Here is a 26,575-nt window from a genome sequence, read left to right on the forward strand (position 1 = left end):
CGACTCCTTCGGCTGTCGGCGAAGCGGTCGTTCGCCTGTTCCAGACTATGGAGTCCCAGCCGCGAACGCACTGCGAACGGCAATCTGTTCACTTCTCGGTGACCTTGCCGCCTGTGCATAACTTCGACGCTCGGCCTGAGGCCGGGCATCCTGCGTCGCGAGTAGCCGAATCTGCCGCTAAACTTGTTGGTGGCTCCCCGCGTGGCGCCATCCAGGCCAACTCCCCCAGGGCAGAAATGCAGCAAGGGTAACCGGGCTCTGGCGGGTGCGCGGGGGGTCATTATTATTTGGCGCGCCGGCGCCCCTCCGGCGGGCGACGCTCCCCGCACGCATCCGGCGCCCCTCCGGCCGATGCCCGGTTCTGCGTTCCGCACACCGCCGGCGCCCCTCCGGCGGGCGTTACGCCCTACCCACACTCGGCGTCCCTCCGGCGAGTTGGCATCCGCGGCCAACAGGCGTTGTATTGAGGCATGAGAATCGCCATCGCCGGAGGCCACGGAGCCATCGCCCTGCACATCGAACGCCAGCTCTCAGCGGCGAGTCACGAGGCGATTGCGATCATCCGCAATCCAGAACATGCCAGTGACGTGCTGGCCGCCGGCGGAATCCCCGTCATCATCGACCTTGAAAAGGTGGATGCCCGTACCCTCGCCACCGACCTGACGGGTGTCGACGCAGTGGTTTTCGCCGCCGGCGCGGGGCCAGGATCTTCGGCAGAGCGTAAGTTGACCGTCGACCGTGATGGCGCATTACTTCTTGCTGACGCGGCGGATCTTGCGGGCATCCGCCGCTACGTGCTCATCTCTGCGATGGGCGCGGACGGTTTCGATCCCGACTCCGACGACGTCTTTCAAATCTATCTGCGCGCGAAAGCCGAGGCCGATGCGGGCGTGCGTGAGCGCGATCTCGAGTGGACCATCATCCGGCCGGGCGGCCTCACCAACGAGCCCGGAACCGGTGAAGTCGAGCTCGCCGAATCGACCGGCCGCGGCACGATAACGCGCGAGGATGTCGCTTCGCTCGTCGTCGCATCCCTCCTCGACGGCATCGCCATCCGCGCCCAGTTCGAGGCGATCGAGGGCTCGACCCCCATCCCCGAGGCTCTGGCGGCCGTTCGCTACTAGGCCCGGAGCGTTGCCGCGATCGAGGATGCCGTAGGATGCTCTTTGGCCGTTTCTGCTCCGACAGAAGCTGCCCGCCAGGAGGATTCGCCTAGTGGCCTATGGCGCACGCTTGGAAAGCGTGTTGAGTGAAAGCTCTCGGGGGTTCGAATCCCCCATCCTCCGCCACCTGCCCAGTTGTCAAACCTTCGTCGGGAAAAAAGCGCGAGCATGACCGTAATCGCAGCAATCATCTCCCGAACGGGTCGTGGACGTGTGGCCCCCCTGGCCGTAACGTCACCATCGTGGTGAACTCTACGACAGATGTCATTTCCGACCGGCAGAGGGATCTTCTCTCCCGGCCGCTCCGCCCGCGACTGATCACGGCCGTGCTGGCGCTGGCGGGGCTGAGCGCCTCGTTCATGAGCACGCTGGTCATTCCGATTCAGCCGCAGCTGCCACAGCTCTTAGGGGCGAGCAAAGACGACACGACGTGGGTGATCACCGCGACACTGCTGTCTGCGGCCATCATCACGCCCATCGCAGGGCGCCTCGGCGACCTTTACGGCAAACGCCGCGTCGTCATCGTGCTTCTCGGTGTGCTTGTCATCGGCTCGGTGATCTGCGCATTCTCGACCAGTCTCGTACCGATGATCGTGGGCCGGGCACTGCAAGGCGCGGTCACGGGCGTGATTCCGCTCGGAATCGCCATTCTTCGCGATGTGCTGCACCGCGACAAGCTCGGGGGCGCGATCGCTCTGGTCAGCGCGACGCTCGGAGTGGGTGGCGCCCTCGGCTTACCAATCAGCGCGCTCATAATTCAGAATTTCGATTGGCACGCGATCTTCTGGTTGTCGGTCGTTCTCGCCCTCGTCGTCTTGGTGCTCGTCGTCATCGTGGTGCCGCCCAGTGTGCTTCGGTCACCGGGCACGTTCGATCTCGTCGGCGCTATCGGCCTGGCTATCGGCCTGAGCGCGATACTGCTCGCCGTTTCCAAAGGCAGTTCCTGGGGCTGGGCCTCGGTGGAAACGATCGGATGCGCCGCCGGCGGTCTTGCCGTGCTCGTTGTCTGGGCGCTCTACGAACTGCGGCAGGCGAGTCCGCTTGTAGACCTGCGGGTCGCTGCACGTCCCGCCGTCTTGCGCACCAACCTCGCGTCGATTGCGATGGGATTCGCGCTCTTCGGTAACAGCATCGCCTTTCCGCAGCTTCTCGAGCTGCCGGTGGCGTCAGGGGTGGGTTTGGGCCTCGGCATCCTGGCCGCAAGTCTGGTGATGATGCCGAGCGGCTTGGCCATGATGGCCATGTCGCCCGTTTCGGCCAGACTCATTTCGACCTTCGGTGCACGGATTCTGCTCGCGGTCGGCGCGTGTCTTCTCGCCGTGAGCTACATCTTGGCGCTCTTTCTCATGACGGCGGTCTGGCAGATTCTGCTGGTGGCCATCATCGCCGGGTTTGGTGCGGGCCTGGGATACGCTGCGATGCCCACTCTGATCATGCAGTCGGTGCCGGCCACCGAGAGCGCGGCCGCAAACGGCTTGAACGCGTTGATGCGTTCACTCGGCACAACCATCGCGGCGGCCGTCATCGGGTCGATTCTCGCAACCGTTGCGGTGCAGGTCGGCTCGATCTCGGTGCCGACCGTCGGCGGATTCCGGCTCGTTTTCGCGATCGCGGCCGCCGTCTCGCTCGGTTCCGCCGTGATCGCTCTGACGATTCCGCGGCACGAAGAGCACTATGAAGAGCAGCCGGCTCTTCCCGACTGAATTCGGGTAGCAAGCCGAGCTCCGCGGTGAACGCGCTCGAAGGGCTGCCGCCCAGCGCCGTCACATCGCCGCCTGCGTGACGAGAAACTGACACCCGCTCGCAGCACAACACCGCATGCGAGCGCAAGAGCTGGATTCTCTGTGAGAACCCTCACTACACTGGCACAACTTCGCCCGAAGCCGAAGGAGCCTGCCATGAGCGATTCCACCCTGCCGCCCGAGCCCGACGAGCCGCCGGTCACACCGCCGCCGCCGGCCGCCCCACCGCCAGTCTCCCCGCCAGCAGCGGCCCCGCCAGCACCCTCCCCACCGCCAGTCTCCCCGCCGGCAGCGGCCCCGCCGGCAGCCGCCCCGCCGCCAGGCTACGCCCCCGCGTACACCCCGAACTACGGCGCCCCACAACCACCGACACCGGCGAACCCCTACGGCCCCCCACAACCCCCCACCCCGCAGAACCCCTACGGCCCCCCACAACCCCCTGCCCCGCAGAACCCCTACGGCGCCCCGCCGCCCGCGGCCCCCGAGGGCCGCACCAACGTGCTGGCGATCGTCTCGCTCATCCTCGGCATCGTTTCGTACTTCACGGGATTCTTCCTGGCCATCGGCGCCATCATCACCGGCCACATCGCGCTGAGCCAGATCAAGAAGACCGGCGGCAAGGGCCGCGGCATGGCCCTCGGCGGTCTGATTCTGGGCTACGTGAGCATCGTCGTCGGCATCATCGTCACGATTCTCGTCATCGTGCTCATCATCGCCGCCGGCGCCACCACTGCCGCCAACGAGAAGGCCCTGAATGACTATCTGAACTCCATGACAGCGATTCCGCAGCCGAGCGACACCGACTTCGACGTGCCGACGGCGCCGACCGGTGACCTGTCGTTCGGCGCCGGTCAGGAGATTTTTCCGACCGACACCGCCACCTTCGCCGAGACGTTCTCGCTCGACCCCGCGTGGACCGTGAAGACGCCCGACACCGGCGGCGGAAACTGGTCGTACACCTCCAACGACGGCCAGTGCACGCTGAAGTTCTACCAGGGCGCCCTCGGCGACAGCGTGGACATCGCCGACGGCGACGACCTGAAGACCACCGACAACTTTCTCACCTACGTCGATAACGCGACGGCAGCCGATGAAGCGCAATACGCCGACTCCGACAGCATCGCGTACCAGTACATCGGCTCGAGCGACCAGGTCGCAACGCGCACCCTGACCGGCACCGACAACGACGGAACCAACTGGATCACCTCCGCCCGCGCCTTCACCCAGCTCGAGCAGGGCATGTACTTCGACCTGACCTGCCAGCCGGCTACCGACTTGACGAAGGTGTACAAGAGCGTGCTCGCCGAGACGTCGATCGTCGTCGACTGACCGCTGTGACGCAGACCGTTACCGCGCGAGAGCCGCGCTGCCGCTACGACGCGACAGCCGCGCGGCTGCGTGGCAGCACTGCGACCGAGAACACTGCCGTGATGAAAACCGACCCGCCGACCACGAGGGGAATCGTGAACTCACCGTGCAGGCTCGCCACCGCGCCCGCCCCCAGAGTGCCGAACGCGATTCCGAGCGTCATGGCACTGACCACCCAGGCGTTCGCTTCGGTGAGCCCCGCGCGCGCGCTCAGCTGCTCCACCGTCTCGAAGATCTGGGTGAGCGTCGGTGGCAGCAGGAGGCCGGCGACCAGGGCGGCGACGAGATATGCCGCTGGCGGCATATGGTCGAACGCGAGCGGAATGTAGAGCAGGGCAAGCAGCAGACCGCACACCGGCATCGCTCGACGAGCGGCGATCTTCAGCGGGCGCACCGCAATCACAGCGGCACCGATCAGCGCCCCGAAGGCATTCGCCGCGAGCGCCCAGCCCGAGAACCCGGCGAACGAGGAGTCTTCGAAAACCGTGACGACGATGGTCAGGGCTCCCACGGGAACCCCGACTCCGAAGGTGAACAGCACGATCGGCAAAAAGGCGGCGTTCCGCAGAGGAGAAGGATGCCCCGCCCCACGTGCTCGCTCTGAACCCGTCTCGTGCTGATGAGTCGGTGCCCCAGCCGATCGCGACACCGGATGCACGGCGAACGCCACGGCACCGGCCAGCCCGAGCAGGCCCGCGAACACCACGTTTCCGGTGGATCCGAACGCGGCGATGCCCAGCACGGTGAGCAGCGGACCAACGATGAACATCACCTCTTGCGCACCCGCATCGAGACTGAAGGCCGCTTTCAGCGTGCGGCCCTCGCCGAGCATCCGGGGCCAGAGCGTGCGCAGCGACGGCTCGAGCGGAGGCGTGAAGAGACCGGCGAGGAGCGCGCAGAGCACCGCAGCCACGGGGAGTGCGGCGGCAGTGACGGCAAGGCCGACGAACGCCGCTGCACTCACAATGGCCGAAGCGAGCAGCACACGGGTCTGACCGGCGCGGTCGATGCGCCGGCTGAGTAACGGCTGCCCGACTGCGCTGGCCACGATGTACGCAGCGGTCATGACTCCGGCGAGCGTGTACCCGCCGCCTTGAAGGCGCACGAGCTGAACGATCGCCAGCGACGACATGGCCGTCGGCAGCCGCCCCACCAGCGACGAAACGAGCAGGTACACCGTTCCGCGGGTGCGCAGCACGACCCCGAGCGGATTCACTTCACCGTCGCCCACCTACGCCCCCGCCCGTTCACTCCACGCTCCGCCCGTTCACGCCCCGCCCGTTCGCCCCGGGCGCCTCCAGTGCGCTCGCGAGAGCGACTCCCCCGGACGAGAGCGACCGATGCACCCCTCGCTCTCGTCCGCAAGTCTCGCTTTCGCCAAAGAGGCGGGTCGCGAGGTGACGGCGGCAAACGAAATCGGCGAAACGCGGCGACCGCGTTCGTCGCGTTTCGCGTTTGGGCCCACGCCTCCCGGAGGCTCCGACCGCCGGTTACGGCGGTTGGAGGGGGAGGTGGGGAGAGCGGCCACTACCTAAGACCGAGCATCCAGTCGCACTGTGCGCCGCAGAAGCGGCGGCGCACCGATAAGCACGGCTCAGCCCAGCTCGCGCTCGGTGATGTCGTCGGAGTGCATCGCGATCCACACTTCGGCCGCGTGCCGGTCGGCGAGCTGCTTGAGGAGCTTGCCGTTCGGGCTCTCGACGATGAACGGCCGTTCGCCGTGACCGTTCTCTTCGCGAATGTTCGCAACGTGAACGTCGCCGATCCAGATCTCGTCAGAATTTTTCGATTCGGCCATGCACCCACAATACTCAATGCATGAGTACAGAGCGCGGAGCGAATCCGCGCATGACGCAACAACGCTGGCAGGCCCTGACGAACTGGCCGCTGACGGGCGCCGCTGTGCTCTTTCTCGTCGCCTACTCGTTCAAAGTCATCTTGAATCAGCCGGGCTTCACCCAGACCTTTCTGTACGCGGTGATGATCGTCGTCTGGGCGGCCTTTCTCATCAACTACATCATCAACGTCGTGCTCGCAGGGCCGACCAGAGCCCAGTGGGTGCGCAAGAACTGGTATCAGATTCCCATCACGCTGCTGCCCGCGCTCGAACCCCTGCGGCTGCTAAGGCTGGTCAAACTCACCGATCTGCTGCCGAGCAAAACCGAGGGCAACCGGCTGCGCAGCCGCATCGGCCTGTATGTCATCTCCACGCTGGTGCTGGTGATCTACGTCGGCGCGCTCGGGGTGCTGGATGCCGAGCAGAACGCTCGCGGAGCGAACATCCTGACTCTGGGTGACGCCCTCTGGTGGGCTATCGTCACGGTCACGACGGTCGGCTACGGAGACTATGTGCCCATCACTACGCAAGGTCGCCTCATCGCGGCGGCGCTGATGCTCACCGGAGTCGCTCTGATCGGTACCATCACCGGCACCTTGGCGTCGTTCCTCGGCGAGCGTTCCCGGGCTCACGATGACGCTCGACTCACGGCGAGCAAGAAGCAGGTCGACGACCTTGCCGTACAGATCGCACGGCTGGAGCAGCTGATGCTGCCCCGCGGCGATTCCGCGGCCGACACGCCGGCAAGACCGGCAGCAGCCCCGGCAGCACCAGCGGCAGCATCACCGCAAAACGCGACGGGCGAGGCGTCGGCCGACGACTGAAAACCGCCTCCGTGTCCCCCTAAATGCGGCCTATACACGGCGGGTCGCATAAGCGACACTGGTCAGCAGACCCCGCGCCGGGGGGAACCGGTGCGTGGCGCCAGTGCACAAAAAGGGGGTGAAGATGGAAACTACCGTGACAAGAACACCGGCGGTGTCGGCGCAGTACCGCGTGGTGCGCCCGATTCGCTCGTTGCTCGTGCAGTCGCGCGCCGTAGTGGCGGTGCTCACTCTTCCGGTCTTCGCCGCGATGCTCTGGTTCGCGATTCCGCGCGGCACCTGGCCGAGAGTGCTGATCGCCATGGCGGTGGTCGGCGTGCTGTACCTGGTCGCGATCTCCCTGTTCTCGCGGGTGCGCATCGAGATCGAACCCGACGGAATCACCGAGAACGGCTTCTTCGTGCACAATCGGCGTTTCGCCGCCAAACGCATCGCAAGCGCTGTGATCGTTCCGGTGTACCGCGGTCAGACCCTCGAGACGACTCCGCAGCTCTTTGTGCTCGACGCCACCGGCGAGCTGCTGCTGCGCATGCGCGGGCAGTTCTGGAGCGAGCAGAGCGTTCAGGCGGTCGCCACCGCGTATGGAGTGCCGCTGCGAATCATCGCCGAACCGCTCACTCGTCAGCAGTTTCGCGCCGACTTTCCCGATCTCGTGTTCTGGTTCGAACGCTGGCCCTGGGTGCGCATCGCCTGTCTCGTCGGCGGCATCTCCGCGCTGTCGCTGCTGCTGATCGCGCTGCTCTCGTCGGCGAACGGCTAGCACTGAGGCGGACACGCTCGAAGTGAGGCCGCTACGACTGCCTCACCTGCACTGCGACTGCCTCACCTGCACCGCGACTGCCTCACTCGCACTACGACTGCCTCACCTGCACTGCGACGACCTCACTCGTCGCGCGCTAGACCGCGCGGTCTTCGAGGCCCCACGACTGGCCGTAGCCGCCCTCGTCCACCGGCAGCGCCATGAGCTCGAGAAAGGGCAGGGCGTCGAACGCCTCCGGGCCGAGCACTCCGCTGCCGCCCCACACGCCGAGAGCGAGGAGCTCGAGCGCGATCACGGGGTTCAGCGCCGTCTGCCACACCACGCACTGCGACTCGTACTCCGCCATGGTCCACTCGTTGTCGGCCACGTGGTACAGGTACACCTCGCGCGGGTAACCGTCGACGCCGGTACCCGTGACCCAGAGGCCCGCGCAGGTTTTGCCGGTCATCCGCGGCCCGAGAGTTGCCGGATCGGGTAGACCGGCCGCAACAACATCGCGGGGTGCGACCTCGACGGGGCCGTTCGCCGAGCGCACGCGCACGGGCGCGGTCTTGTCGAGGCCGAGCTGGTTCAGCGTCTTGAGGATGCCGATGAACTCGTTGCCGAGCCCGTACTTGAACGTCACCCGCTTGGCATCGACCCAGCGGGGCATGAGCAACACTTCTTCGTGCTCGACGTTCACACAGTCCACGGCGCCGATGCCGTCGGGAAAGTCGAAGACCTCGGGCTCGCTGAAGGGTGCAGTGGTGAACCAGCCGCGGTCTTTCTCCCAGATGACAGGAGGGTTCAGGCACTCTTCGATGGTGGTCCAGATGGAGAACGAGGGCGCGAAGATCTCGTTGCCGTCGTCGTCACGCACCACGAGGTTCGCTCCGTCGCGGGTGCCCAGCTCGTCGATCTCGCTGAACAGGTGGTCGGCAGCGTAACGCGCAAAGACGTCGCTGAGGCCGGGCTCGACGCCCATGCCGACGAGAGCGAGCGTGCCCGCCTGCTCCCAATCCGGGCCTTGCGCGAACTGGTCATCGCCGAGTTTGATGCCCGTTTCGCTGTAGGGCTCCGTGGGGTGCCGCTCCGACAGGCTCATGGCCATGTCGAGGTAGTTGGCTCCGGCGGCGAGGGCTCCGGCGAAGATCGTGAGCACGAACTTGGGCTCGACGGCGTTCATCACGTGCGTGGCGCCGTGACGGCGCGCGACTTCTTCGACGCTCGCGGCATCGGATGCATCGATGCGGTCGGCCACGAACTTCGCTGCGATCTCGGGCGTGTGCCGCGCCGCGATCCACGCGATCGTGCGCTCGGCGCGCGCCAGGTCGTAGTCGGTCACGACGATCTGCTCGTAGAACGTGCGTCGTGCTGCGATCTTCGCGATCGAGTCGCCCACGCCACCGGCACCAACCAAAAGAATCTTCATGGCCCGAGGGTACCGGATGCGGGCCGCTCGCCACGGCACCCGCTCACGCCGCGCCGCCGCCCGACGTGGATGCCCGGGGCTTCGCCCACACGAACCGGTGCGGTTTGGCGCGCTCCTCCCACAGCTTCACGGCGAACGGGGCCCACACGATGACGGCCACTCCCGCGCCGATGAGCATTCCGGCGAGCGTGTCGGTCAGCCAGTGCGCACCGAGATACGTTCTGCTGAGCAGCATCAGCACGACGTAGGCGGCACCGGCTGCCCACACCCAGACACGCGGAAAGACGATCGCGAGACACACCGCGATCGTCGCCGCGTTCGCTGTATGCCCGCTCGGGAATGAACCGAAATCGGCGGATACGAGAATCTCCGACGGCCGAGCTCGGCCGAACGTCGCCTTCAGCAGCTGCACGAGCCCGGCGCTCAGAACGGAGGCGATGAGAAAGTACAGAGCCGCCCAGCGCCGGCGGAACAGCAGCAGCGCCACAATCACGGCGATCGGCACGACGAACACTCCGACGATTCCTCCGCCGAGGTAGTTCATAAAGAGCGAGGGAACGGTCCAGATCGGCGAGCGGTGCTCGATGATCTCGTCCATCCAGTCGGTGTCGATCTCGGTCGGCGCCCCGTTGTCGCGCAGAGCGATGATGAGCCCGATGGCGGCGGCGAGCAGCACCGCGATGACGCCGGAGATGAGCGGCCAGAACCGGCGCACGCGCCGCGCCTGCACGGGGTCGGTGAGCGGGCCAGGTACGGTCATCCACCGACCCTACGCGATGCGCGGCCCAGGCCCCTGGGGGTTGCGCGGGCGTCGTCCCCCCTCTCGCGCGTCGCTTTTGGTCGCCAAAACGCTGTCGAAGCGGCCGAAATCGACGCGCGAAACGGGGGTGGCGGAGGCAGGGCCGCGGGGGCGGGGTAGCGGCAGGGCCGCCGAGGCGGGGTAGCGGAGGCGGACCGCGGCCGGGCCGCGGAGGCAGGGCAGCGTCAGTGCGTGATGGCCGCCACCGAGCGCGGGCGCACCACGGCCCAGAGCAACACGATCGACACCGTTGCCGTGAGGGCCATCACCACGCCCATCGGAATGGCGTTGGCGACGCCGAAGGCTCCCACGATGGGCGAGATGGCGCCGGCGAGCCCGAAGTTGACGGCCCCGAGCAGCGACGCGGCGGTGGCCGCCTCGTGTCCGTGGTTGTTGAGGGCGAGCACCTGGATGCACGGGGCGCCGAACCCCGCCGCGAGCAAGAAGAACCACAGCGGCACGAGCACTCCCCAGAGTCCGCCGCCGTTCGCATCGAGAACCACGATCGTGAGCGCCGCCACCAGCAGCAGCACGGTAGAGAACGCGAGAATCCACTGGGGTGGAAATCGCCTGATCAGCCGTGCACTGGTCTGAATGCCGATGATCAGCCCGACCGAGTTCACCGCGAACAGCAGCCCGTACTGTTGCGGGCTGAACGAGTACACCACCTGAAACAGAAACGGCGACGCCGACAGGTACGAGAACAGCCCCGCGAACGTCATGCCGCCCATGATCGCCACCCCGACGAACACCCGGTCGCCGAGCACCGAACGATAGCGCTGGCGAATCGTGGTGTGCCCGCGGTCGTTGCGCCGCGACTTCGGCAGCGTCTCGACAATGAAGAACAGCACCGCGAGAAGAATCACCACGCCATAGACGGCCAGCACCCAGAAGATGCCGCGCCACTGCATCACCTGCAGCAGCTGCGAGCCGATCACAGGCGCGATGACGGGCGCGACGGTGGTGATGAGTGACATGCGGGCGAGCATCTTGACGAGCGGATGCCCGGCGAACAGGTCACGGATCATGGCAATCGCGATCACCCCGCCGGCTGCCGCGCCGACTCCCTGCAGCACCCGGAACAGGCCGAGTACCTCGACGTTCGGCGCCACCGCCGCTCCCAGCGAGGCGGCGATGTGCAACGTGGTCGAGGCAATGAGCGGCAGACGGCGCCCCACCGCGTCGCTCCACGGGCCGACGAGCAACTGCCCGAGAGCGAAGCCGATCGTGGTGCCGGTGAGGGTGAGCTGAATGATCGCGACCGGTACGTTCAGGTCAGCCTCGAGCGCCGGGAACGCCGGTAGGTAGAGGTCGATGGTGAACGGCCCGAGGGCGCTGAGCGCGCCGAGAATGACGATGTAGACGGTGCGCTGGCGGCGGGTCAGCGCGTCACCGGGGTGCACAGCGAGAGTCACGGGGTTCCTTGTTCGGTGGGTCTGTGTGCCACGTCGAATCGATTCGAAAGGAGCACATCGAAAAGAGCGAGCAACGGGGAGGGGTTCTGACGGATCGGACTAGAAAGAGGTGCCGGCCGGGTCTGCGAGCAGCTCGGCGAAGGCGAGTTCGGCGGCTCCGATGGTCAGCAGGCGCGAGCGCAGCTGAGCGCGATCGATGCGAACCGAATCCCCCAACGTTCCAAAACTAACGCTTTTCACGGCCGCGCGCAGGCGCTCGGGGTTCGCACCGTAGAGCGAGCCGAGAAACCCGCCGAGAACGAACGATTCGGGGTTGAAGACGCTGATGAAGTTGCCGATGGCGAGCGCCAGAACGTCGAGCTGCCGGTCGACCTCGGCACGAACATCCGGTGTCAGCCGATCGGCCGGCGCGGGCGGGAGCCCAGGCGCGACCGCGGGAGCGAGCGCGGCCGGGTTCGAGCGAGCGGAATCCCGGTCATCCGCCGCGCCCGCGTCGCTCGGCGGCGCAATGGGCACCAGCAGGGCGTCGAGCTCGTCGAGCCCCAGGCTGTCGCGGCCGAGCACCGCGAGCAGGCGCCCGAGGTTGACCTCGGTCTCCAGGCAGCCGATCTTTCCGCAGTGACACCGGATGCCCGTACTGTTCACGAGCGTATGACCCAGTTCGCCGGCGAACCCCTGGGCTCCGCGCAGCATCGAGCCGCCCACCAGCACTCCGCCGCCGATACCGCTGGCGCTGCCGTTGAGGTAGACGAGATCGCTGACTCCGCGGCCGCTGCCGAACAGGCTCTCGGCCACGGTGGCCAGCCCGGCGTCGTTAGCGGCGCGGGCCGGGTACCCCAGGGCATCCGCCATCGGGCGAGCGACCGACTCGTCGTGCCAGTCGAGGTGCGGGGCGAGCAGCACGGTTCCGTCGTTCGAGTTCACCAGGCCCGGAATGGCGATGCCCACGCCGACCACCCGGAACTGCGCCTCGAGCTCGGACTGCATGCCGGCGACGACCGCCGTGACCACGTTGACAGCCTCGCGCACGGTCGGCACGCTCGCCGTCTCGAACCGGATGCGCTTGTGCAACTCGGCGCCGAGCCCCACGACCCCGATCGTGATCGCGTCGACGTCGGGGTTCACCGTGATCGCGACGACCTTCTCGTTCGCGTGCACGATGGGGCTCGGGCGGCCGACGAGCCCGGAATCGTGCGGCTCGGTTTCGTAGGCGAGCCCGAGGTCGCCCAATTCGGTGACGAGCGCGCCGATCGTCGAGCGGTTCAGGCCCGAGAGGCGGGTCAGCTGGGCACGGGTCTGGGCGCCGCCGTGGTGCAGCATCGTCAGGATGGTCGAGAGGTTGTGGCGGCGGGTCTGGTCGTTGCTGTTGCCGACGCCCGCGGCGAGCGGCCGGGGCGCACTCGGGCGAGGCATGGCCTCTGCGGCGATGCCGGGTGAAGCTGCGCCGGCGCTGGATGATCGGGCGAGCGTCATGCAGAGGCATCCTTTTCGGCGAAACGATGGCGGGGCTTCGGCTACCCAAAATCCCTTTGTTGACCTTTGAAACATATACCGCAAAACGGCACTCGGCCAAAGCGGACGCACGCGCGTCAGCTGCCAGGGCTGACATCTTTCCCTTTGACATTCGCCGTGCATCCGGAATATGTTGGGCGTGGTAACTTTTTAGCTGTTACCCACTCAACGACCTGTATCACCAACGATGCTGACTGGAGCACTACGGCATGTCTCTCACGCCCACCCGCGATGACAAATTCTCTTTCGGACTCTGGACGATCGGCTACAACGGCGCCGACCCGTTCGGCGGCCCGACCCGCGCTCCGCTCGACGTCGTTGAGGGCGTCGAGAAGATCAGCGAGGCCGGCGCGTACGGCCTGACGTTTCACGACGACGACCTGTTCGCGTTCGGCTCGACCGACGCCGAGCGCCAGAAGCAGATCGACCGCCTGAAGGGCGCACTGGCCGACACCGGCGTCATCGTGCCGATGATCACGACGAACCTGTTCAGCGCTCCGGTGTTCAAAGACGGCGGCTTCACGTCGAACGACCGGGCCGTGCGCCGGTTCGCGCTGCGCAAGGTGCTGCGCAACATCGACCTCGCGGCCGAGCTGGGCGCGAAGACGTTCGTCATGTGGGGCGGGCGCGAGGGCGCTGAGTACGACGCGGCCAAAGACATCCGGTCGGCGCTGGAGCGTTACCGCGAGGCCGTGAACCTGCTGGGCGACTACGTCACCGACAAGGGCTACGACATTCGCTTCGCCATCGAGCCGAAGCCGAACGAACCCCGCGGCGACATTCTGCTGCCGACCGTCGGGCACGCCATGGCGTTCATCCAGACGCTCGAGCGCCCCGATCTCGTGGGCGTCAACCCGGAGGTCGGGCACGAGCAGATGGCGGGGCTGAACTTCGCCTCGGGCATCGCTCAGGCGCTGTACCAGGGCAAGCTGTTCCACATCGACCTCAACGGCCAGCGCGGAATCAAGTACGACCAAGACCTCGTGTTCGGTCACGGCGACCTGTACAACGCGTTCGCGCTCGTCGACCTGCTCGAGAACGGCTCGCCCACCGGCGGACCCGTCTACGACGGACCGCGCCACTTCGACTACAAGCCGTCGCGCACGGAAGACTTCACGGGCGTCTGGGATTCGGTCGCAGCGAACATGCGCACCTACCTGCTGCTGAAGGAGCGCGCCGCGGCCTTCCGCGCCGACCCCGAGGTGCAGGAGGCGCTCGCCGCCTCGCGTGTTGCAGAGCTCGCCGAACCCACGCTCGCCGAAGGCGAGTCGTACACCGAGCTCTTGGCCGACCGCAGCGCCTACGAAGACTTCGACCCCTCGGTCTACTTCAACGGCAAAGGCTTCGGCTTCGTGCGCCTCAACCAGCTCGCACTCGAGCACCTGACGGGCGCGCGCTAACCCGCCGAATGTGCGCAGAAGCACCTAAGATCGCGTTCTGAGGTGCTTCTGCGCACAGTGGGCGAGCGCCAAACCTGAATCTGACCCACGTGTGAAGTAAGGAACGCCGATGTTCGTCGCCGGAATCGACTCGAGTACGCAGAGCTGCAAGGTCGTGGTGCGCGACGCCACGACGGGGGCGCTCGTTCGCCAGGGAAAAGCCGGGCATCCGGAGGGCACAGAGGTCGACCCCGAAGCATGGTGGGTCGCGCTGAAGACCGCCATCGCCGACGCGGGCGGGTTCGGCGACGTGTCGGCCGTCGCCATCGGTGGGCAGCAGCACGGCATGGTCGTGCTCGACGCCGAGGGCCGAGTGATTCGTGACGCCCTGCTCTGGAACGACACCCGCAGCGCCGCCGCCGCGTCGGCACTGATCGCCGAGGTCGGCGCCGACGGCCCCGACGGCTTCGCGGCGCGCACCGGATCGCTTCCCGTGGCCTCGTTCACCGCCACGAAACTGCGCTGGCTGCGCGACGCCGAGCCCGCGAATGCGGCGCGGGTGGCGGCCGTGGCGCTTCCGCACGACTGGCTCACCTGGCGGCTGCTGGGCTACGGCCCCGCCGACGAGTCGCCGCTCGGGCCGGTACTGGATGCCCTGACCACCGACCGCTCTGACGCGAGTGGCACCTCGTACTGGAGCCCGGCAGCGAACGCTTACGATTTCGCGCTGTTCGAGCAAGCCTTCGGCCGCCCCGCCGTCGAGGCGCTCGGAGCAGCCGAGGCGGCGGTCGAGGCCCACGCCGACTCCGCGCTGGAGGCCGAGCAGGAGCGCATCGTCGATGCCGCCGTGGCCGGGCTCGTGAACGAGGCGCTGGGCGAGAGCGACAGCACGGCGTCGAGCGATCACTCGACGGATGGCGCCACTGCTTACGGCGCCACCGTGGACGGGTCGCTCGGTGACGACTCGGTGCAACCCGGCTTCGGCAGCTTCGGCGCCGACCCCGCCACCGGCGAGCCCGAACTCGAGTCGGTGGGTCAAGCGGCGGCGGCCGAACTGCTGCCGCCGGTCATCCTGCCGCGCGTCGTGCAGACGGGCGAGGTGGCGGGCGTGACGGTCGACCACCCGGGCGACGCGGTGCTCGGCACGGGCGTCACCACCCCCGCCGCCGAGTTCGCCGCGCCGATCATTCCCGCGGGCATCCTCGTCGGGGCCGGCGCAGGCGACAACGCCGGGGCCGCACTCGGCCTCAACGCCACCGCGGGCGACGTCGTAATCAGCATCGGAACCTCCGGCACCGCCTTCGCGGTCACCGAGCATCCGGTCGCCGACGTCACCGGAACCGTCGCCGGTTTCGCCGACGCCGCCGGAGCCTTCCTGCCCCTCGTGGCGACGCTGAACGCTGCCCGGGTGCTCGCCAGCATCAGCACGCTGCTCGGCGTCGACTACGACCAGTTTGCCGCCCTCGCGCTCGACGCCGAACCCGGCTCGGGCGGGCTCGTGCTCGTGCCCTACTTCGAGGGCGAGCGCACTCCGAACCTGCCCGACGCCACGGCCACACTCGCCGGCCTCACCCTCGGCAGCACCACGCGCGAGAATCTCGCTCGGGCCGCCATCGAGGGCATGCTGTGCGCACTCGCCGACGGCGTCGCTGCCATTCGTTCGCTGGGGGTGGATGCCCGGCGAATCCTGCTCGTCGGCGGCGCCGCCCAGAACGCAGCGGTACAAGCGGTCGCGTCGCAGGTGTTCGACGTTGCGGTTTCGGTGCCGACCCCGGGTGAGTACGTCGCCGACGGCGCAGCACGTCAAGCCGCCTGGACCCTCACCGGCACCCGCCCGACCTGGCCCGTCTCGTTCGTCGCCGAACTGCCCGTGGCAACTGTGCCGGCCATCACGGCGCAATACCGCCGCGCGCAACAACTCGGCTCGCTGCCGCGCTGATTTATTGGTGCGCCGCCGCTTCTGGGCCCACGCCGGCCCGAGGCTCCGCGCGCCGCTCGCGGCGGGTGGAGGGGCCGGTGGGGACGGCGCACGTGCGACTGGATGCTCGCGTCTAGGTATCGGCCGCTACCAACGCGAAACGCGACGAGCGCGGTCGCCGCGTTTCGCCGACCACGTTCGGTGCGCCACACCCGGGTCGTCCACGCAGCCCTTGTGTCGTGAGGCAGATATGACTCACGTGAGGCGGTTGTGGCGGCCTCAGTTGTGGCGCGACGACCTCACGAAGAAGCGGCAACGCGCTGCGGGGGCGGCAGAGCATCCGCGAGTCGAGCGCCGGGGGTGTTGACGGGCTACCTGCGCCCGCGCATGATTGCGGCATGACGATCACGCATGTGCAGCTGTTCTCGGTTCCGGTGAGCGACCAAGATCGGGCGCGCGACTTCTACGTAGGCACGCTCGGGTTCGATCTCGTCAACGACGTGCAGATGGGGCCTGACATGCGCTGGCTACAGGTCTCTCCGCCCGGAGCCCCGACCTCCATCACGCTCGTCACCTGGTTCGAGAGCATGCCGGCCGGCTCGACAAAGGGAATCGTGCTCGAGACCGACGATCTCGTCGGCGAGGTCGAGCGGCTGACCGCCCTCGGCGTGGCGACAAGCCCCATCGAGCAGCAGCCCTGGGGAACCTTCGTGACCTTCGACGACCCCGACGGCAACGGCATCGTGCTGCAGGAGACCGCGATGCGGTGAATGTGCGCCGCCGCCTCTGCGGCGCACCGTGCGACCGGATGCTCGCACCGGCGGGTCAGGCGGAAGCGGCGGGGGTCTTGGCGTCGCCGCGGGCGAGCGAACGACCGGCCGCGTGCAAGAACGGTTTCGGGTTCGCGATGGCCTCGGCGGAGCTTCCGGCGAGCTCCGCGAGCGACACGAACGCCGCAAAGTCGTCGGGGTCGGTTTCGATCGCGCCCGCCACCAGCAACGGGAACGTGTCGTACTTCTGCGCGAGGGCGAGCACGTAGCTCGGAACCTTCCCCGCGGCCGACTGGTTGTCGAACCGTCCTTCGCCGGTGATCACCACGTCGGCACGCTCCACCTGCGCGGGCAGCCCGATCGCTGCGCCAACGGCGTCGGCACCGGGGTGGATGCTCGCTCCCCACAGCAGCAGCCCGAACCCGGTTCCGCCGGCGGCACCCGCCCCCGCGGCATGCACGTCGGGCACGCCGTCAGCGACGCCCCGGTCTCGCGCGCCGTCCGCGCCGGCCTGGTCTCGCGCGCCATCCGCGCCATCCGCGCCGGCCTGGTCTCGCGCATCATCCGCGTCGCCCGCGCCAGCCGCGACGGCCTGGTCCCGCGCGCCATCCACGTCGCCCGCGCCGGCCGCGACACCCTGGTCTCGCGCGCCGTCCGCGCCATCCGCGCCGGCCCCAACATTTTCCGCGTCGCTCGCGGCGGTCGACGCAAGCACCCGCTCCACCAGCTCCGCCGCCGAGGTGTCGGCCTCGCCCGTCACGGGGTCGGCGATGTAGCCGAGGTCACCCTCCGACCACTCGTGCAGGTCGGCGGGAGCATCCGCTGCCGCAACCGACGCCGGGGTCGCGCCGAGTACTCGGGCGAAGCTGGCGAGTGCGGCATCCAGTTCGGCCACCGTCTCGGCGTCGGCGCCCTTCTGCGGGCCGAAGACGGCAGCGGCGCCGTTCTCGCCGAGCAGCGGGTTCGTGACGTCGGTGATCACCGAAACCCCGTCGACGGGCAGGGCGCGCAGCGAGCCCAGCTCGACGCTGTGCAGCTGCGCCAGTCCGCGAGCACCCACCGCAACCGCATCACCCGCCGCGTCGAGAAAGCGAGCACCCAACGCGGTGAGCGCCCCCGCTCCGCCATCGGTCGAGGAGCTGCCGCCGATGGCGAGCAGCAGCCTGTCGACGCCATGGTCGAGCGCCGCGGCGATGGCCTGGCCGAAGCCCAGGGTGTGGGCATCCTTTGGCCGTAGCTCAGCGAGCAGCGTGAGGCCGCTGGTATTGGCGAGTTCGACGACCCCTGTTCCGCCCGTGCCCGTGTCGCCCGGTGCCGGCGGCAGCCACAGCCACTCGGCGTCGACGGGCTCGCCGGCGGGGCCGGTCACGGTGACGGCGATGCGGATGCTCCCCGGCACAGCCACGGCGAAGGCGTCGATCGTTCCCTCGCCGCCGTCGGCCATCGGCAGAAGCTGAACCGTGTCGTCGGGGCGAGCCTCGCTCCAGCCCGCGCCGAGCGCGGCGGCCACCTCGGCGGCGGTCGCGCTGCCCTTGAACGAATCGGGCGCGACAACGACGTTCAGCGACGGGCTCATGCCTCCCATCCTGCCGTAATCCGCTCACGGTGATACTCCATCGGCGTCTGCGCGCCATCCTCCGCCTAGAATGTACTTAACAGGGAGCAACTATCTGCCCTTGCGCCGCTGGGCCAATGCCGACTTCACGCGTTTTGAAGAGACCGACTGAGCCGGGGGCCCGCATGACGACCATTGCACGACCACAGGCAGCAGTGCGAGCATCCGCCGGCACGGCACACCGCCGCTCGTGGTGGGATGCGGTGCTGATGCGCGATCTCGGGCTCGTGAAACTGCACACGGGGCTGCGCATGCTCGTCTGCGTTCCGGTGGGGCTCGCCGTCGGATTCGGCGTGGCGCTGCTTGTCGGGTTACCGGTGTCGGTCGGGCTCATGCTCGGCGCCCTGCCCGCCTTCTTGACCTGCTTCATCATCACCGACGACCGGGCCGGCCGGGTCGCCGCGCGCTCTGCAGTGGTCTTCGTGCCGTTCGTCATTGCGCTGTTCGGAAGTCTCGCGCTGCACGACTACCGCCTTCTCGAGCTGTCGCTCATGGTGGTGCTGCTGTTTCTGCAGTTCTACGCGAACCGATTCGGGGTCTGGGCCGCCGACTTCACGGCCGTCTTGTTCGCTGCGTATCTGTGCGGCCTGCTGCTGCCGTTGCCGCTGACTTCTTTCGAAGGCCTGGCGGCGGTCGGAGCCGCGTCTCTCGCCGCCACGATCGCCGTGCGTTCGCTGTTCTTTCGGCCGAACACGTTTCTGGCGTTGACCCGCACGCGCCGAGCCGTCGCCGGCTGGAGCTCTCGCGTCGTCGAGTCGTCGATCGCCGTGCTCGAGGCCGGGGCGGCGGAAGCGCCAGCCGGGCAAGCAGCGCGCGCCGGGCAAGCCTCGCGCACCGCGCAAGCAGCGCAAGCCGGCCAAGCCTCGCGCGCCGCGTCGGCCGCGTCGGCCGCGCGCGCCACCCGCGAGCGTAAGCGCCTCCACCACCGGTTGGCGCAGCTGCACGGTGCCGCACTGGTCGCCGACGGGTTGCTCTCCCTGCCGGGCTCCGGGCTGAGCGGCGCAGCCGCCGAAGACTTTCACCGCCTGCTCTTCGACCTCGAGCTGTCTGTCGACGGCATCGGCCGCCTCACAGAGCAACTCGCACAGCGCGACACCAACCCGCGCCGTGACGCCGACCGCACCGCCAGCGGCAGCGGCAGCCATGATCTGGCCGACCGCGCAGACCCCGCCGATCCTGCCGATTCTGCCGAACGCGGCCACGCCGCCCAGCTCGCCGTGGCCGCAGCACTCCGCAACGTTCACCAGCACGGCGGCCGGGTCGCCTCCTCCGCCGCGGCCGATCTCGGGCAGTGGATGCACGACAACCCCCCGAGCAACGACGAAGCCGCGCGCGAGGCTCGCCGCGACATCCACCGCCTGATCGGCCTGCTGCACGACCTGCAGCACTCTGCCGACCGCTGGACCGAACTCGAGCGAACCCTCGACGACGCCGTAGGCGAACCGTTCGCGTCATCGATCGCTCTCGCCTCGGGACGCGTCGCCGGCTCCGTGCCGATTCTCGGCGACACCCTCGCCGGGGGCGGAATGACGGGAGTCTGGGGCCGCTGGCGCATCTCGGCGCCGCTGCGCACGGCTATTCAGGCGGCCATCGCCGTGGCCATCGTCGAACCTCTCGCGGTGTGGCTCGGCGCCGATCGCTTCTACTGGGGCGTCATCGGGGTCATGGTGATTCTCGCCGGAACCAACTCCACCCACGAACGCGTGCGAAAAGTGCTGAGTCGCGGCGCCGGCACGGTCGCGGGCGGGGTTCTGGGCATCCTGGCTGTCGATGCTCTCGGCACGACGCACGTGTGGCTGAGCCTCGCGCTCATTGTCGTGAGCCTCGCGATCGGCGCGTACTGGTTCAGTTCGCACTATTGGGTGTGGGTGCTCTGCCTGGTCGTGGCCATCTGCCAGGTGTATGCGTTCGCCGGGCAGTTCGAAGACGCCCTGCTGCCGCTGCGCCTGGCCGAGAACATGCTCGGGGCGAGCGTTGCGGTCATCGTGAGCCTGCTCATCCTGCCGGTCGCCACTGGCGCGATGATCTCCAGCGCTGTGCGCCGTCAGCTCGGGGCGGTCGGCCAGTTCGTGCGGGAGGTCGAGGTCGCGTTGTCGGCTGCATCTGCGTCTGCATCTGCATCTGCGTATGCATCTGCGCCTGCGTCTGCGCCGATAACCGCAGCGGCTGCGCCTACTTCAGCGTTCGACTCGGCGTCTTCTTCCGGCGCCACGGCACTGGCCGAGCTGCCCCGCCTGCGAGCGGATGCCCGGGCCATCGACCAGGCGAACTACGGCCTCACGGCGGTCATGAAGCCCCTCGTCGCGGTAACGAGCGGAGGCCCCTACCGCCGCGACGCCGAAACTCGCACTCTGCTGCACGGAATCACCGCGTCGGCCCGGCTGCTCGCGGCGGGAGCGGAGACCAGCCCGCCCCTCTCTTCCCCTCAACGGGATGCTCTGACCGCGACCACGACCCGCATCAGCCTCACGGTCGATGCCGTCGTCGTGGCGCTCGGCGGGTCAGCCCGGTTCAGCAACGGGGAGCACGAGGCGGCCCGACCGGCTCCGGGCGGCGCACTCGGTGTGTCTCGACCCGGGAGCGCCGATCGCGTCTACGGAGATCCAGAGTTCGGCAGCGCCGACGGAGATCCAGAGTTCGGCAGCGCCGACGGAGACCCAGAGTTCGGCAGCGCCGACGGAGACCCAGAGTTCGGCGACGCCGACCTCCCCGACCACCTGCGTGAACTTACGCGCATCGAATCGGCGCTCGGCGGCATCGCCCGTCTGTACGCCGTGACACCGCCCGACCGGGCATCCGTCAGCTCGCCGACGACAGGTCGATAACGGTTCCACGGCCCTCGGCCTGCGCCGCCGCCAACATCAATGCCCCGATGGCGAGATCTTGCAGGGCAAGGCCGACGGAGTTGAACAGCGTGATCTGCTCAGCGCCGGTTCGCCCGTCGGCGACACCGGTGATGACATCGCCGAGCTCGACGACCGGCTTATCGTCGGGCACGTAGCCGTCTTTTCGGGCGAGCAGCAGATCGCCCGACTTCAGATTCGAAGTCGCGAGCGAGTCGACGAACAGGCTCGCCAGCCCCATTCCCGCGGAATCGATCTCGCGGTGATCCGCCCGCGGCGGAGCGCCGACCGCATTGATGTGCAACCCCGGCCGAAACCACGCCCCCTGCACGATCGGCTCTCGCGACGGAGTGAGCGTGCACAGCACGTCAGACTCCCGCACGGTGTGTTCGACGCTAGGTGCGACCTCGACCTCGACGGCCGAGAACTCGGCAACCCGGTCACGAAAGCGCTGCACCGTCTCGGCACGCCGCGACCACACCAGAACCCGCGTCACGGGAAGAACCGCCGTCAGCGCCCGCACGTGCTCGATCGCGAGATTACCGGCCCCCACCAGCCCGAGCACCGAACTCTCGGGCCGGGCCAGGTGCCGCGAGGCCACCGCACTAGCGGCCGCCGTACGCTGCCGGGTGAGAGTCTGCCCGTCGATCACGGCCAGGCACTCCCCCGTTCGCTGCGACAGCAACAACACGGTGCTGCGCTGCACGGGCATCCCTCTCGCCGCGTTATCGGGAATGTCCGCCATGAACTTCACCGCCGCCACCCCCTGCCGGTCGGCCATCGCCGACATCGGCAGAAACACCGCGCTGCCCGACGCCAGCGAAAGCGACGTAGGGGCCGGCTGCGCCGCCGTCTGCCGCGACAGGTCGGCGTGGGCGTTCTCGACGGCATCGATCACGTCGCCCATCGGCACCAGCCCCTCGACATCACCCCGGCTCAGGATGATCGTCACGAGCACCTCCGCCCGAAACCGTCACTCGCCCAATCCACCGCGCTCTCGCGCCTGCCGCACCCCACCGCTCTGGTCATGCCTCCAGTATTCCAGCGCCTCTCGATGCTCCGCATGCCCACCCTCACTAAACGCGCGTCCCTGAACTCGCAGGGCGCCCAGATGCGCCCTTCTCCCTCAGATCTCGTAGGCGGCCATGGCCTCGACCAACCTCTCAGCGTCGCGAGTCATGGCGCGGGCCACCGCAGCTGTGCAGTATCCGCCGTACTGAAGCTGACTCTTCTCCGCAAGCAAACTGCGCAGCCGCCGCGCTAGCTGAGCCCCAGAGGGCCGCACCCGCTCTAAGAGCACAACCGCACCATGATGATCGTGATCGTTCGCGCGTTCCCCGAGCACCTTTCCGCAAATCGCGTCGACCGCGGCTATGCCTGCGCTGATCGCGCTGGAGGCGGCCACCTGAGCCTCGGCAGAATCACCCGACTCGCTGCGGATGAACTCGAGGCGCTCATGCGCGACTTGAAGAAACTCGGCTGCCGTTCCGGCGCGCTGGCCGACGAGATGAGCGGTCATTCGAGCTGTCTGAATCATGCTCATATTCTGCCATGGCAAGACGGCTAGGCCGTGTTGCCAAAGTGCGGGTCTAGCGAGCGAGGTCTGGTTTGACGGGATGCAAGGCGGAGGAGGAGAGTCGCACCGGCGGTGCGGCCGACGACGACAACGCCGCAGACCGACAAACTAGGGCTCGCGCAGCCGGCGCGCACTTTGGCAACACGGCCTAGGGATGATTGGCTCTGCGAACTCGGATTCGGCCCTGAACGTCCGGCCCGTGAAACGTGCGCGCTTCAGCGTGCCACGAGGCGATCATCGGGTCGCCAACATCGACAAGCTCGTCGAAACGGCTCTCGTCGATACGGTAGACATTGCACTCGTTGCCCGTCGCATGGTCAACGGCCACCACGATCTCGTCGACAATGCGCTGCGCAACCCCATTCGAAACGCAGGAGGGAAAGACGGCGAGAAGGTCGACATCACTCAGGCGAGAACTATCACCGCGGGCGACCGACCCAAAAAACGCCAGGGTGATCGCCGACAGAGCTTCTGGTTCTAGGGCCGGGTCGTTCAGCTTGTCTGCGATGAGCGCCTGAAGTCGCTGTCGGGCCGACTTTGCCGCTTCAGCAACGTATTCGATCGACGGCCACATCAAGTGATCACGGTTCGCGGAGTACACCAAGGATGGACCGAGCGAGCGTACTCGAACAGTGCCATCCTCGACGAGCCTCGAAAGGGCAAGGCGCACTCCCGTTTTCGACCTGTTACCGATGAGCTCAGCGATTCTCGAGCCGGTGAAGCCTTCAGTCGAGCCGACAAGTATGCGAAATATTTGACCCTCAACGGTGGTCGTCACCGAATGGATCGGATCAGAGAGATCCATTGACATTCGCCTCCCACGGAACTTGCGTGTCAGAATAGTGTGCGCATGAACAGAAATGTGTTCATATGCACACAATACAGCTCGTACTCGGAGAAGCGCATTGCAGACCGATTTGCGAAAAAGCGCGGTCGTGGTCACAGACGTCGTCAAGGCCTGGGCGGGTCGGCGCGAGCTGCGATACCTTGGCGCAAGGGGAAACCTCGGCAACGATCATCCACTGCACGGGAGGTAGTCATGAATCTGGGCAAGCTCATTCTTCGACTGGTGGTCGGAGGGCTGTTCGTCGGCCACGGTCTGCAAAAACTGCGGGGCTCGTTCGGGGGCCCGGGCATCGACGCGATGTCGGGCGCGATGGAGAGCATGAACATGCGGCCCGGCCGCCGTAATGCGTTTCTGGCGGGCGGCACAGAGACTGCGGGAGGGGTCGCGCTTGCACTCGGGTTTCTGACGCCAGTCGCGGCGGCGGGGCTCATTTCGACCATGATCACGGCGATTCGCAAGGTGCACTGGAAGAACGGCGTGTGGAACGGCGGCGGCGGATTCGAATACAACGCCGTGCTCATCGCGGCCGTTGCTGCGCTGAGCGACGACGGGCCCGGCACGGTGTCGATCGACGCCGCACTGGGCAAGCGGCGCTGGGGCACGTTCGGCGTGGTCTTCGCCCTTGTCGGAGGCATCGTCGGTTCGATCGCGGCCGTCGAACTCGGGCGCCGCGGCGGAACCCCCTTCGGCGATCCGGGTGATGGCCCCTCCTCTGATGACGACGGCCCCGCCGACGGTCCCGATGACGCCCTCACTTCGAGCGAAGAGCCCGAGGGGATGCTCCCCGCAGACTCCGAAGAGGTCGCCGCCGAAAGCGGCGCCGCCTAAGCACGCTCCCCTCCCCTCCCGCACCACCACGAGCATCCACTTTGCGAAAAAGCCCCCAAAACGCGCACGTTGGGGGCTTTTTCGCAAAGTCGATGCTCTCGGCGAGGAGGGGAGGCGGGGCTGAGGAGGGCGAGGAGGAGGAGGGGGGCTCAGGAGGAGGGGGGCTCAGGAGGAGGGGAGCTCGTCGACGACGCCCACGAAGCGGCTGCCGATGCCGTCGAATTCGCGTCGCACGAGACCGGATGCTTTGTGCGGCAGCTCGTCGGGCGAGTGGATGTCGCAGCTCAGGTAGGTGAAGGCCGGCCACCACTTCTTGGGCCGAACGGCCTCGGAGTACCCGCACACCCAGCAGGAGAGCTGCACCCAGGTGGGCTTCTTGCCCGTGCGATTGGCGCGGGACTGCAGCAACCAGGCGGGCGGATCGGCGTCGATCGCCGCAACCTCGGCCTCACTCAGCCTGGTGGGAATGCCGTGCCGCTGCGCCATTTCGAGGGTGATGTCGAGCCTCAGCGCTGCTTCTCGTCGCGTGATCATCGTGTTTCGAGGGTAACAGCGACACCGGATCCGGCAGCACGTCCCCCGCAGCACGGCGTCGGCGCAGATGTCTAGCCGTCAGGCCGTCAGGCCGTCGAGCACGATGTACGAGCATCCTGTCGCTGCGTTCTGCTCGCCTGCAGCCTGCCCGGCACACCGCGCATCGGGCTCGAGATCGCCGACGTCAGAGACCTCGCCGAGATACACATCTCGGCCATGACGAACCCGCGGGCATCCGGTCAACGTTACCGTGCGACCGGTGATTTCGTGCGGATGAACGACATGGCCAAGACGTTACGCGCCGAGAGCCTCATCGACCGGAACGCGTGACGGCGCCTGCACGGCCAATGGCTGCGCCGCAGCGGCGGCGGCGCAGCCATAACTACAGCCCCCTTGGGGCTCTTAGGCGTTGATGTGCAACGCCTAAAAGTCCCAGTCCTCGTCTTCGGTGTTGACCGCCTTGCCGATGACATACGACGAACCCGAGCCCGAGAAGAAGTCGTGGTTCTCGTCGGCGTTCGGCGAGAGAGCCGACAGGATCGCGGGATTCACGTCGGTGACCGTCTTGGGGAACATCGGCTCGTAACCGAGGTTCATCAGCGCCTTATTGGCGTTGTAGTGCAAGAACTTCTTCACGTCTTCGGTCAGACCGACCTCGTCGTAGAGGTCTTGGGTGTACTGCGTCTCGTTCTCGTAGAGGTCGTAAACGAGCGAGAACGTGTAGTCCTTGATCTCGTCGCGCTTGGCCTGGTCGACCTTCTCGAGCCCACGCTGAAACTTGTAGCCGATGTAATAGCCGTGCACCGCTTCATCCCGAATGATGAGGCGAATGAGGTCAGCGGTGTTCGTCAGCTTCGCGCGCGAAGACCAGTACATCGGCAGGTAGAAGCCCGAGTAGAACAGAAACGACTCGAGCAGGGTCGACGCGACCTTACGCTTCAGCGGATCGTCGCCGTGATAGTCGTCGAGAACGATGTCTGCCTTCTTCTGCAGGTTGGGGTTCTCGGTCGACCAGCGGAACGCCTCGTCGATGTCTTTGGTGTTCGACAGCGTGGAGAAGATCGACGAGTACGACTTGGCGTGCACCGATTCCATGAAGGCGATGTTGGTGTACACCGCCTCTTCGTGCGGGGTCACCGCATCTGGAATCAGGCTCACCGCACCCACGGTGCCCTGAATCGTGTCGAGCAGCGTCAGCCCCGTGAATACCCGCATCGTGAGCTGCTGCTCGGCCGGAGTCAGCGTGGCCCACGACTGCACGTCGTTCGAGAGTGGAACCTTCTCGGGCAACCAGAAGTTGTTGACGAGCCGGTTCCACACCTCGACGTCTTTGTCGTCTTGAATCTTGTTCCAGTTGATGGCCTGCACATTGCGGGCCAGTCGAAGCTGTTCAGCCACGGGTTTCTTCTTCTCTCGAGCTGCGGATGCCCGCGG

Annotated in this window: 23 protein-coding genes, 1 tRNA gene and 1 other RNA gene; 12 read left to right on the forward strand and 13 right to left on the reverse strand. The window is 67.3% G+C overall.

Annotation, left to right across the window (positions count from 1 at the left end):
- Nucleotides 1–188 precede the first annotated feature (188 nt).
- From ffs to LQ955_RS12805, 5 genes are all read left to right on the forward strand, one after another.
- Nucleotides 189–285: signal recognition particle sRNA small type (gene ffs, locus LQ955_RS12785), an RNA gene on the forward strand.
- A 185-nt stretch (nucleotides 286–470) separates the two neighbouring features.
- Nucleotides 471–1,124 carry an NAD(P)H-binding protein gene (locus LQ955_RS12790; RefSeq protein ID WP_231024907.1) on the forward strand — a complete coding sequence of 218 codons (654 nt, stop codon included), beginning with the start codon at nucleotides 471–473 and terminating at the stop codon, nucleotides 1,122–1,124.
- Between the two features lie 77 nt (nucleotides 1,125–1,201).
- Nucleotides 1,202–1,289: transfer RNA gene (locus tag LQ955_RS12795), tRNA-Ser, on the forward strand.
- A gap of 116 nt (nucleotides 1,290–1,405) precedes the next feature.
- Nucleotides 1,406–2,866 (forward strand): MFS transporter, encoded by a 1,461-nt coding sequence (locus LQ955_RS12800; protein WP_449342972.1) that lies wholly within the window; start codon nucleotides 1,406–1,408, stop codon nucleotides 2,864–2,866.
- Nucleotides 2,867–3,061: 195 nt separating this feature from the next.
- The gene (locus LQ955_RS12805; protein ID WP_304961169.1) at nucleotides 3,062–4,234 is read left to right on the forward strand and encodes a DUF4190 domain-containing protein; all 1,173 of its coding nucleotides are present in this window, start codon (nucleotides 3,062–3,064) and stop codon (nucleotides 4,232–4,234) included.
- 43 nt (nucleotides 4,235–4,277) lie between these two features.
- Here LQ955_RS12805 and LQ955_RS12810 read toward each other — a convergent pair whose 3' ends face one another.
- Together LQ955_RS12810 and LQ955_RS12815 are read right to left on the reverse strand one after the other, a co-directional pair.
- Nucleotides 4,278–5,504: an MFS transporter gene (locus LQ955_RS12810; protein ID WP_231024908.1), complete on the reverse strand. Its 1,227-nt coding sequence runs from the start codon at nucleotides 5,502–5,504 to the stop codon at nucleotides 4,278–4,280.
- Between the two features lie 363 nt (nucleotides 5,505–5,867).
- Nucleotides 5,868–6,071, reverse strand: a complete 204-nt coding sequence (locus LQ955_RS12815) for a hypothetical protein (RefSeq protein WP_231024909.1) — start codon at nucleotides 6,069–6,071, stop codon at nucleotides 5,868–5,870.
- A 20-nt stretch (nucleotides 6,072–6,091) separates the two neighbouring features.
- On the opposite strand from LQ955_RS12815, the gene LQ955_RS12820 reads away from it, so the two are divergent.
- On the forward strand, nucleotides 6,092–6,934 hold the full coding sequence (locus LQ955_RS12820; RefSeq protein WP_231024910.1) for a potassium channel family protein: 843 nt from the start codon (nucleotides 6,092–6,094) through the stop codon (nucleotides 6,932–6,934).
- Between the two features lie 124 nt (nucleotides 6,935–7,058).
- The gene (locus tag LQ955_RS12825) at nucleotides 7,059–7,694 is read left to right on the forward strand and encodes a hypothetical protein (RefSeq protein ID WP_231024911.1); all 636 of its coding nucleotides are present in this window, start codon (nucleotides 7,059–7,061) and stop codon (nucleotides 7,692–7,694) included.
- A gap of 136 nt (nucleotides 7,695–7,830) precedes the next feature.
- On the opposite strand, the gene LQ955_RS12830 is transcribed toward LQ955_RS12825, so the two are convergent.
- The 4 genes from LQ955_RS12830 to LQ955_RS12845 all read right to left on the reverse strand — a co-directional run bounded on the left by LQ955_RS12830 (nucleotide 7,831) and on the right by LQ955_RS12845 (nucleotide 12,792).
- A complete protein-coding gene (locus LQ955_RS12830) occupies nucleotides 7,831–9,105 on the reverse strand; it encodes a saccharopine dehydrogenase family protein (RefSeq protein WP_231024912.1) in 1,275 nt (424 codons plus the stop codon).
- A gap of 43 nt (nucleotides 9,106–9,148) precedes the next feature.
- Nucleotides 9,149–9,865, reverse strand: coding sequence for a phosphatase PAP2 family protein (locus LQ955_RS12835; RefSeq protein WP_231024913.1), 717 nt, complete (start codon nucleotides 9,863–9,865; stop codon nucleotides 9,149–9,151).
- A 224-nt stretch (nucleotides 9,866–10,089) separates the two neighbouring features.
- Complete coding sequence (locus LQ955_RS12840; RefSeq protein ID WP_231024914.1) at nucleotides 10,090–11,319, reverse strand: multidrug effflux MFS transporter; 1,230 nt, start codon at nucleotides 11,317–11,319, stop codon at nucleotides 10,090–10,092.
- A gap of 99 nt (nucleotides 11,320–11,418) precedes the next feature.
- Complete coding sequence (locus LQ955_RS12845; RefSeq protein WP_231024915.1) at nucleotides 11,419–12,792, reverse strand: ROK family protein; 1,374 nt, start codon at nucleotides 12,790–12,792, stop codon at nucleotides 11,419–11,421.
- Nucleotides 12,793–13,040: 248 nt separating this feature from the next.
- Here LQ955_RS12845 and xylA point away from each other — a divergent pair, with 248 nt between their 5' ends.
- The 3 genes from xylA to LQ955_RS12860 all read left to right on the forward strand — a co-directional run bounded on the left by xylA (nucleotide 13,041) and on the right by LQ955_RS12860 (nucleotide 16,898).
- Nucleotides 13,041–14,231 carry a xylose isomerase gene (xylA, locus tag LQ955_RS12850; RefSeq protein WP_231024916.1) on the forward strand — a complete coding sequence of 397 codons (1,191 nt, stop codon included), beginning with the start codon at nucleotides 13,041–13,043 and terminating at the stop codon, nucleotides 14,229–14,231.
- Between the two features lie 109 nt (nucleotides 14,232–14,340).
- The gene (locus LQ955_RS12855; RefSeq protein WP_231024917.1) at nucleotides 14,341–16,149 is read left to right on the forward strand and encodes an FGGY family carbohydrate kinase; all 1,809 of its coding nucleotides are present in this window, start codon (nucleotides 14,341–14,343) and stop codon (nucleotides 16,147–16,149) included.
- Between the two features lie 377 nt (nucleotides 16,150–16,526).
- Nucleotides 16,527–16,898, forward strand: coding sequence for a VOC family protein (locus tag LQ955_RS12860; RefSeq protein WP_231024918.1), 372 nt, complete (start codon nucleotides 16,527–16,529; stop codon nucleotides 16,896–16,898).
- Nucleotides 16,899–16,953: 55 nt separating this feature from the next.
- Here LQ955_RS12860 and LQ955_RS20120 read toward each other — a convergent pair whose 3' ends face one another.
- Complete coding sequence (locus LQ955_RS20120; RefSeq protein ID WP_313788350.1) at nucleotides 16,954–18,474, reverse strand: glycerate kinase; 1,521 nt, start codon at nucleotides 18,472–18,474, stop codon at nucleotides 16,954–16,956.
- A gap of 164 nt (nucleotides 18,475–18,638) precedes the next feature.
- Between LQ955_RS20120 and LQ955_RS12875 the strand changes: the two genes are divergently transcribed.
- On the forward strand, nucleotides 18,639–21,338 hold the full coding sequence (locus tag LQ955_RS12875; protein WP_231024919.1) for an FUSC family protein: 2,700 nt from the start codon (nucleotides 18,639–18,641) through the stop codon (nucleotides 21,336–21,338).
- On the opposite strand, the gene LQ955_RS12880 is transcribed toward LQ955_RS12875, so the two are convergent.
- From LQ955_RS12880 to LQ955_RS12890, 3 genes are all read right to left on the reverse strand, one after another.
- Nucleotides 21,313–22,308 carry an ornithine cyclodeaminase family protein gene (locus LQ955_RS12880; protein ID WP_231024920.1) on the reverse strand — a complete coding sequence of 332 codons (996 nt, stop codon included), beginning with the start codon at nucleotides 22,306–22,308 and terminating at the stop codon, nucleotides 21,313–21,315. The genes LQ955_RS12875 and LQ955_RS12880 overlap by 26 nt on opposite strands.
- Nucleotides 22,309–22,482: 174 nt before the next feature.
- Complete coding sequence (locus LQ955_RS12885; protein WP_231024921.1) at nucleotides 22,483–22,893, reverse strand: hypothetical protein; 411 nt, start codon at nucleotides 22,891–22,893, stop codon at nucleotides 22,483–22,485.
- 187 nt (nucleotides 22,894–23,080) lie between these two features.
- On the reverse strand, nucleotides 23,081–23,737 hold the full coding sequence (locus tag LQ955_RS12890; RefSeq protein WP_231024922.1) for a nucleotidyltransferase domain-containing protein: 657 nt from the start codon (nucleotides 23,735–23,737) through the stop codon (nucleotides 23,081–23,083).
- A gap of 234 nt (nucleotides 23,738–23,971) precedes the next feature.
- On the opposite strand from LQ955_RS12890, the gene LQ955_RS12895 reads away from it, so the two are divergent.
- Entirely contained in the window at nucleotides 23,972–24,607 is a 636-nt protein-coding gene (locus LQ955_RS12895; protein ID WP_231024923.1) for a DoxX family protein, read from the forward strand.
- A gap of 165 nt (nucleotides 24,608–24,772) precedes the next feature.
- Here LQ955_RS12895 and LQ955_RS12900 read toward each other — a convergent pair whose 3' ends face one another.
- The 3 genes from LQ955_RS12900 to nrdF form a co-directional block, all read right to left on the reverse strand.
- Nucleotides 24,773–25,141 (reverse strand): hypothetical protein, encoded by a 369-nt coding sequence (locus LQ955_RS12900; RefSeq protein ID WP_231024924.1) that lies wholly within the window; start codon nucleotides 25,139–25,141, stop codon nucleotides 24,773–24,775.
- Between the two features lie 78 nt (nucleotides 25,142–25,219).
- Nucleotides 25,220–25,348, reverse strand: coding sequence for a hypothetical protein (locus LQ955_RS20030; protein WP_255713589.1), 129 nt, complete (start codon nucleotides 25,346–25,348; stop codon nucleotides 25,220–25,222).
- 216 nt (nucleotides 25,349–25,564) lie between these two features.
- Nucleotides 25,565–26,539, reverse strand: coding sequence for a class 1b ribonucleoside-diphosphate reductase subunit beta (gene nrdF / locus LQ955_RS12905; RefSeq protein ID WP_231024925.1), 975 nt, complete (start codon nucleotides 26,537–26,539; stop codon nucleotides 25,565–25,567).
- Nucleotides 26,540–26,575 lie beyond the last annotated feature (36 nt).

The sequence above is a fragment of the Subtercola endophyticus genome (assembly GCF_021044565.1).
Lineage (GTDB): Bacteria > Actinomycetota > Actinomycetes > Actinomycetales > Microbacteriaceae > Subtercola > Subtercola endophyticus.